The sequence below is a fragment of the Cellulomonas sp. P4_B5_2 genome (assembly GCF_056402235.1).
This window is the reverse complement of the sequence record NZ_JBFUHU010000242.1, coordinates 1-5,772: the sequence shown is the minus strand read 5'-3', so window position 1 is coordinate 5,772 and position 5,772 is coordinate 1. Positions and strand designations below refer to the sequence as shown.

7 protein-coding genes are annotated in these 5,772 nt (G+C 71.7%); all 7 read left to right on the top strand.

The genetic code is table 11. The annotated features are described in order from the left end of the window. Positions 1–786 (top strand): aspartate kinase (locus AC1DUQ_RS16265; protein ID WP_477074142.1); only part of this gene is annotated, 786 nt, incomplete at its 5' end. Positions 787–790: 4 nt separating this feature from the next. Then, entirely contained in the window at positions 791–1,840 is a 1,050-nt protein-coding gene (locus AC1DUQ_RS16260) for an aspartate-semialdehyde dehydrogenase (protein ID WP_477060918.1), read from the top strand. 285 nt (positions 1,841–2,125) lie between these two features. Then, positions 2,126–2,485, top strand: coding sequence for a GntR family transcriptional regulator (locus AC1DUQ_RS16255; RefSeq protein WP_477060919.1), 360 nt, complete (start codon positions 2,126–2,128; stop codon positions 2,483–2,485). Continuing rightward, positions 2,482–3,381 (top strand): ATP-binding cassette domain-containing protein, encoded by a 900-nt coding sequence (locus AC1DUQ_RS16250; protein WP_477060920.1) that lies wholly within the window; start codon positions 2,482–2,484, stop codon positions 3,379–3,381. The genes AC1DUQ_RS16255 and AC1DUQ_RS16250 overlap by 4 nt, the downstream gene beginning before the upstream one ends. After that, positions 3,378–4,118 carry a hypothetical protein gene (locus AC1DUQ_RS16245; protein WP_477060921.1) on the top strand — a complete coding sequence of 247 codons (741 nt, stop codon included), beginning with the start codon at positions 3,378–3,380 and terminating at the stop codon, positions 4,116–4,118. The genes AC1DUQ_RS16250 and AC1DUQ_RS16245 overlap by 4 nt, the downstream gene beginning before the upstream one ends. Positions 4,119–4,187: 69 nt before the next feature. Next, on the top strand, positions 4,188–5,090 hold the full coding sequence (locus AC1DUQ_RS16240; RefSeq protein WP_477060922.1) for an ABC transporter ATP-binding protein: 903 nt from the start codon (positions 4,188–4,190) through the stop codon (positions 5,088–5,090). Further along, the coding region (locus tag AC1DUQ_RS16235; RefSeq protein ID WP_477074141.1) for an ABC transporter permease at positions 5,087–5,772 on the top strand (686 nt) is incomplete at its 3' end. The genes AC1DUQ_RS16240 and AC1DUQ_RS16235, both read left to right, overlap by 4 nt.

Below are 5,772 nucleotides of genomic sequence, written 5' to 3'. Positions count from 1 at the left end.
TCCCTCAAGGCCGACGTCTGCGAGATCTACACCGACGTCGACGGCGTGTTCACCGCGGACCCGCGCATCGTGCCGAACGCCCGCAAGCTCGACCGGGTCAGCTACGACGAGATGCTCGAGCTCGCGGCCAGCGGGGCGAAGGTGCTGGTCCTGCGCTGCGTCGAGTACGCCCGGCGGTACGGGGTACCGATCCACGTGCGCTCGTCGTTCACCACTCATACGGGCACCCTGGTGACGGACCAGCCCGCTGCCGAAGGAGAGATTGTGGAACAGCCGATCATCGCCGGCGTCGCGCACGACCGCAGCGAGGCCAAGRTCACGGTCGTCGGCGTCCCCGACGTGCCCGGCAAGGCCGCCCGCATCTTCCAGGTGGTCGCCGGCGCGGGGGTGAACATCGACATGATCGTGCAGAACGTGTCGGTCGCCTCCACGGGCCTGACGGACATCTCCTTCACGCTGCCCGCCACGGACGGTGCCGCCGGCACGGCCGCGCTGACCGAGCACCAGCCCGACATCGGCTTCGCGTCGCTGCAGTACGACGACACGATCGGCAAGCTGTCGCTGATCGGCGCCGGCATGAAGTCGCACCCCGGTGTCTCCGCCAAGCTGTTCGCAGCCCTGTCGGACGCCGGCATCAACATCGAGATGATCTCGACGTCGGAGATCCGGATCTCCGTGGTGACCCGCGCGGACTCGCTCGACGAGGCGGTCCGCGCGGTGCACACCGCGTTCGAGCTGGACTCCACGGAAGACGAGGCCGTCGTGTACGGCGGGACGGGACGGTAGGGCCATGGGACTGAACATCGCGGTGGTCGGCGCCACCGGCCAGGTCGGCGGCGTCATGCGACGGCTGCTCGACGAGCGCGACTTCCCGGTCGACTCGATCCGCTACTTCGCGTCCGCGCGCTCGGCCGGCACCACGCTCCCGTGGAAGGGCACGGACGTCGTGGTCGAGGACGTCGAGACCGAGGACCTGTCCGGCATCGACGTGGCCCTGTTCTCCGCGGGCGGCGCGGCCTCGAAGGTGCACGCCCCGCGGTTCGCCGCGGCTGGTGCGCTGGTCATCGACAACTCGTCGGCGTGGCGTCGCGACCCCGAGGTCCCGCTCATCGTGTCCGAGGTGAACCCGGGTGCGCTCGCGGGGGCCGTCAAGGGCATCATCGCCAACCCGAACTGCACCACGATGGCCGCGATGCCGGTGCTCAAGGTCCTGCACGACGAGGCCGGCCTGCGCAGGCTCGTCGTCTCGACGTACCAGGCGGTCTCCGGGTCGGGCCTCGCGGGGGCCGACGAGCTGGACAGCCAGATCCGCGCCGCGGTCACCCAGGACACCCTCGCGCTGGTGCACGACGGGTCGGCCGTGACGCTGCCCGCGCCGGTCAAGTACGTCGCGCCGATCGCGTTCGACGTCATCCCGCTGGCCGGGAACCTGGTGGACGACGGCTCGTTCGAGACCGACGAGGAGCAGAAGCTGCGGCACGAGTCGCGCAAGATCCTCGACCTGCCCGGCCTGCTGGTGTCCGGCACCTGCGTGCGCGTGCCGGTGTTCACGGGCCACTCGCTGTCGATCAACGCCGAGTTCGACCGCGCTCTGTCGCCGGAGCGCGCTGCCGAGCTGCTGGCGACCGCGCCCGGCGTCCAGCTGACCGACGTGCCGACGCCGCTGCAGGCCGCCGGCCAGGACCCGTCGTTCGTCGGCCGGCTGCGCCAGGACGAGGGCGTCGAGGGCGGCCGCGGTCTCGCGCTGTTCATCAGCAACGACAACCTCCGCAAGGGCGCCGCGCTGAACGCGGTCCAGATCGCCGAGCTGGTCGCGGCGGAGCGCCTCACCACGGTCTGACGCAGCACCACGGCAACGCCCGCCCCCGCCGCGGGTGCGGGCGTTGCCGCGTCCACCCCGCAGCGTCCGCACATCCGAGCGTCCCGGCAACCGAACCTGCGGACGTTGCCCTCTCTCCCCACCGCAGCGTCCGCATGGTCGGGCGTCCCGGCGACCGGATCTGCGGACGTCCGAGGAAGTGGGTGCTCTGGCAGCCAGATGCTCAGACGTTGGCTCTTGTGCGTGCGTTGGGTTCTGTGGTTAGTTGGTCATGTAATGAACCATTGAACGGGCGGGAGGTGCACCGTGTTCGACGGTCGTGACCCCCTGTACGTGCAGATCGCGGACCAGATCCGCGCCGACGTCCTGTCGGGAGCCCTCGGAGCGGAGGAGCAGGTCATGTCCACCACGCAGTACGCGACGACGTTCCGGATCAACCCCGCGACGGCCGCCAAGGCGTTCACGGAGCTGGTCGACGAGGGCGTCCTCTACAAGCGCCGCGGCATCGGCATGTTCGTCGCGGAGGGCGCTCGGGAGCGTCTGCTCGAGCAGCGCCGGGCCACGTTCTTCGCGGACGTCGTCGAGCCGATGCTCGCGCAGGCGCGGGTGCTGGGGATCACGACGGACGAGATCGTCGCGCGGCTGACGACGGGGGACCAGCGATGACCGGGTTCGGCGTCGAGGTCCGCGACCTCACTGCCCGCTACGGCTCGACGACCGCACTCGACGCGGTGTCGTTCAGCCTCCGGCCGGGCGTGATCACCGGGCTGCTCGGCCGCAACGGCTCGGGCAAGACGACTGCGCTGTCGGTGCTGGCGGCGTTCCGCCGTCGGACCTCCGGCAGCGTCCTCGTCGACGGGGAGGACCCGTGGGAGAACGAGCGGGTGCTGGCCGGGACGTGCCTGGTGCGCGAGAGCGGTGATGTCGCCAACGACCAGAAGCTCAGGGAGACGCTCCGGTTCCTCGGGGACCGCCGCCCCTTCTTCTCCCGGCAGCTGGCGGACGCGCTGATGGACCGCTTCGAGCTCGACCCGCTCAGCCGGCCCGACCGCCTCTCGCGGGGGAAGCGGTCGGCGTTCGGTGTGGTGGTCGGGCTGGCCAGCCGAACCCCGCTGACCCTGCTCGACGAGGTCCACCTCGGCATGGACGCCCCCTCGCGGTACGCGTTCTACGACGCCCTGCTGTCCGACTGGGTGGAGCACCCGCGCACGATCGTGCTGTCCAGCCACCTGATCGGCGAGATCGAGCGGCTGCTCGAGGACGTCGTGGTGCTGGACCGCGGGACCGTGCTGACCGCGTCCGACGCGGAGACTCTCCGTGCAGGCGGCGTGACGGTCACCGGCCCGGCCGACGCGGTCACCGCGTTCGTCGTCGGGCGCGACGTGGTCGCCCGGCAGCAGCTCGGTCGCACCGCCCAGGCGACCCTCATCGGCGCGCGGCCCGACGACGCGGCCCTGGCCCGGCAGCACGGGCTTGAGCTCGGACCCGTGGCGCTCCAGGACCTGTTCGTCCACCTGACCGACCGTCCGGCCGGCGCCCCGACCACGGAGGAGTCCCGATGAGCATCGACGCGGCACGTCTCCCGACCCGCAGCTCCGTGCGTGCCACCGCGACGTGGCTGCTCTGGATGAACCTGTACCTGGCCGCATGGGCCTGGGGCATGGCGATCGTCGTCGTGGCCGGGGCGCTCGTGGTGATCAACCAGGTGGGCGAGGTCAACAACAGCGTCATGGCGTTCGCTCGGCAGGGCGCGATCTGGTTCCCGTTCTCCGTGCTCATCGCGATCACCGCCGCCTACCTGCCGGTCCACGTCGCGGCCGGGCTGACCCGGCGCAGCCTCGCGCGCGGGTCGCTGCTCGCCGCCTCCGGCCTGGCCCTCGTCTACGGGGTCGTGTTCGCCGGGCTGCTGGTCGTCGAGCGCGCCGTGTTCGACGCGTTCGGGTGGCAGTGGCGGATCGTCGAAGGGTTCTCGCCCGACAGCACCGACGTCGCGACGCTGTTCGTCAGCTCTGCGCTGCTGTTCCTCGTCGCCTACGTGTCCGGGCTGCTGGTTGGCATGTCCTACCAGCGGCTCGGCGGCTGGTGGGGGACCCTCGCGCTGCCGCTGACCGCCGGCCCGATCCTGCTGGTCTCGGCCCTGCTCGCACAGGACGCCGGTCCGTTCTCGACGTCCGCGTGGTTCGGCGGCGACCAGCCGCTCCTCGTGGGCGCCGCGGTGACCCTGCTGATCGCGGGCCTCATGGCGGTCGCGTTCGACCGCCTCACGCGCGGTGCGGCCGTGCCCAACCGCACCTCCTGACACGACCCGTCGTTCCGGGAACGGCCGTCGGCCGTTCCCGCGGCACCCCGCACCCTGAAGGAGCCCGCCATGCCCGTCATCCAGGTCGAGCACCTGCACAAGCGCTACGGCGGCACGGTCGCCGTGGACGACGTCAGCCTCGAGGTCCACCGCGGCGAGATCTTCGGCGTGCTGGGCCGCAACGGGGCCGGCAAGACCACCACCGTCGAGATCATCGGCGGGCTGCGTCACGCCGACTCCGGCACGGTCCGAGTCCTCGGACTGGATCCGCAGAAGGACCGGGAGAGCCTCCGGCAGGTCGTCGGCCTCCAGCTCCAGGAGAGCCAGCTGCAGCCGAAGCTGGTGGTCCGCGAGGCCCTCGACCTGTACGCGTCGTTCTACCCGGACCCCGCGGACCCGGCGCAGCTGCTCGACGAGCTCGGGCTGACCGACCGGGCCGGTGCGCGGTTCGAGCAGCTGTCGGGGGGTCAGAAGCAGCGGCTCTCGGTCGCGCTCGCCCTCGTCGGCAACCCGCAGGTCGCCATCCTCGACGAGCTCACCACCGGGCTCGACCCGCACGCGCGCCGCGACACGTGGGAGGTGGTCGAGCGGATCCGTGACCGCGGCGTGACGATCGTGCTGGTCACGCACCTGATGGAGGAGGCCGAGCGGCTGTGCGACCGGATCGCGCTCATCGACGCCGGCCGGGTGGTCGCGACCGGGACGCCGACGGAGCTGGTGGCGCGGGCGACAGCCGAGCAGGTGCTGCGGTTCCGCCCGTCCGCGCCGGTGCCGCCCGGGCTCCTCGACGGACTGGGCGCAATGACCCAGCGGGGAGGGGAGCTCGAGGTCCGCGGCCACGACAACGTCGTGCAGGACGTCCTCGTCGCGCTGGCCCGCCACGGCATCCGCCCCGAGAACCTGCGCCTCGAGCAGAGCTCGCTGGAGGACGCCTTCGTAGCACTCACGACTCCCGTGGAGGTCCGATCATGAGCACCACCGCACTGACCCGGTTGACCGTCGTCGAGTCCCGGCTGTTCGTCCGGGAGCCGTCGGGGGCGTTCTTCGCGCTGCTGTTCCCGGCCGTCCTGCTCACCGTCCTCGGGCTCGTGATGCCGTGGGCGGACCTGCCGTTCGACGACAAGGACCCGGTCCTGTCGCAGATCAACGGCATCACCGGCTACGCCCCGACCGTCCTCGCGCTCGCGGTCGCCACCGTGGCCCTGTCCACCTTCCCGACGACGGTCGCTGGCTACCGCGCCCGCGGCGTGCTCAAGCGGTTGTCGACCACGCCCGTGCCGCCGTCGCGGATCCTCGTCGCGCAGTTGCTGGTGAACCTGGGCGCTCTCGTGGTGGCCGCCGCACTCATGTACGTGCTCGGCGCCACGGTGGTGGGCGTGAGCGCGCCKGCCCAGCCACTCGTCCTGCTCCTCGCCCTGGTGCTCACCGTGCTGTCGGCGTTCGCGGTCGGCGCGGTGATCGCGGCACTGGCACCGACCGCCGCCGCTGCCACCGGGTGGGGGATGACCGTGTACTTCGCCTCGCTGTTCTTCGCGGGGGTCTGGCTGCCCCTGCCCCTGATGCCCGACGCGATCCAGACGATCGCCGGCTACACGCCTCTCGGTGCCGGCAGCGAGGCGCTCGCCGCGGCCTGGTACGGCCAGCCGTTCCCCAC

Bases quoted from the DNA above. Each gene is read 5' to 3' on its own strand.
- AC1DUQ_RS16240 (WP_477060922.1), top strand. From the start codon at position 4,188: ATGCCCGTCATCCAGGTCGAGCACCTGCACAAGCGCTACGGCGGCACG.
- AC1DUQ_RS16260 (WP_477060918.1), top strand. From the start codon at position 791: ATGGGACTGAACATCGCGGTGGTCGGCGCCACCGGCCAGGTCGGCGGC.
- AC1DUQ_RS16250 (WP_477060920.1), top strand. From the start codon at position 2,482: ATGACCGGGTTCGGCGTCGAGGTCCGCGACCTCACTGCCCGCTACGGC.
- AC1DUQ_RS16245 (WP_477060921.1), top strand. From the start codon at position 3,378: ATGAGCATCGACGCGGCACGTCTCCCGACCCGCAGCTCCGTGCGTGCC.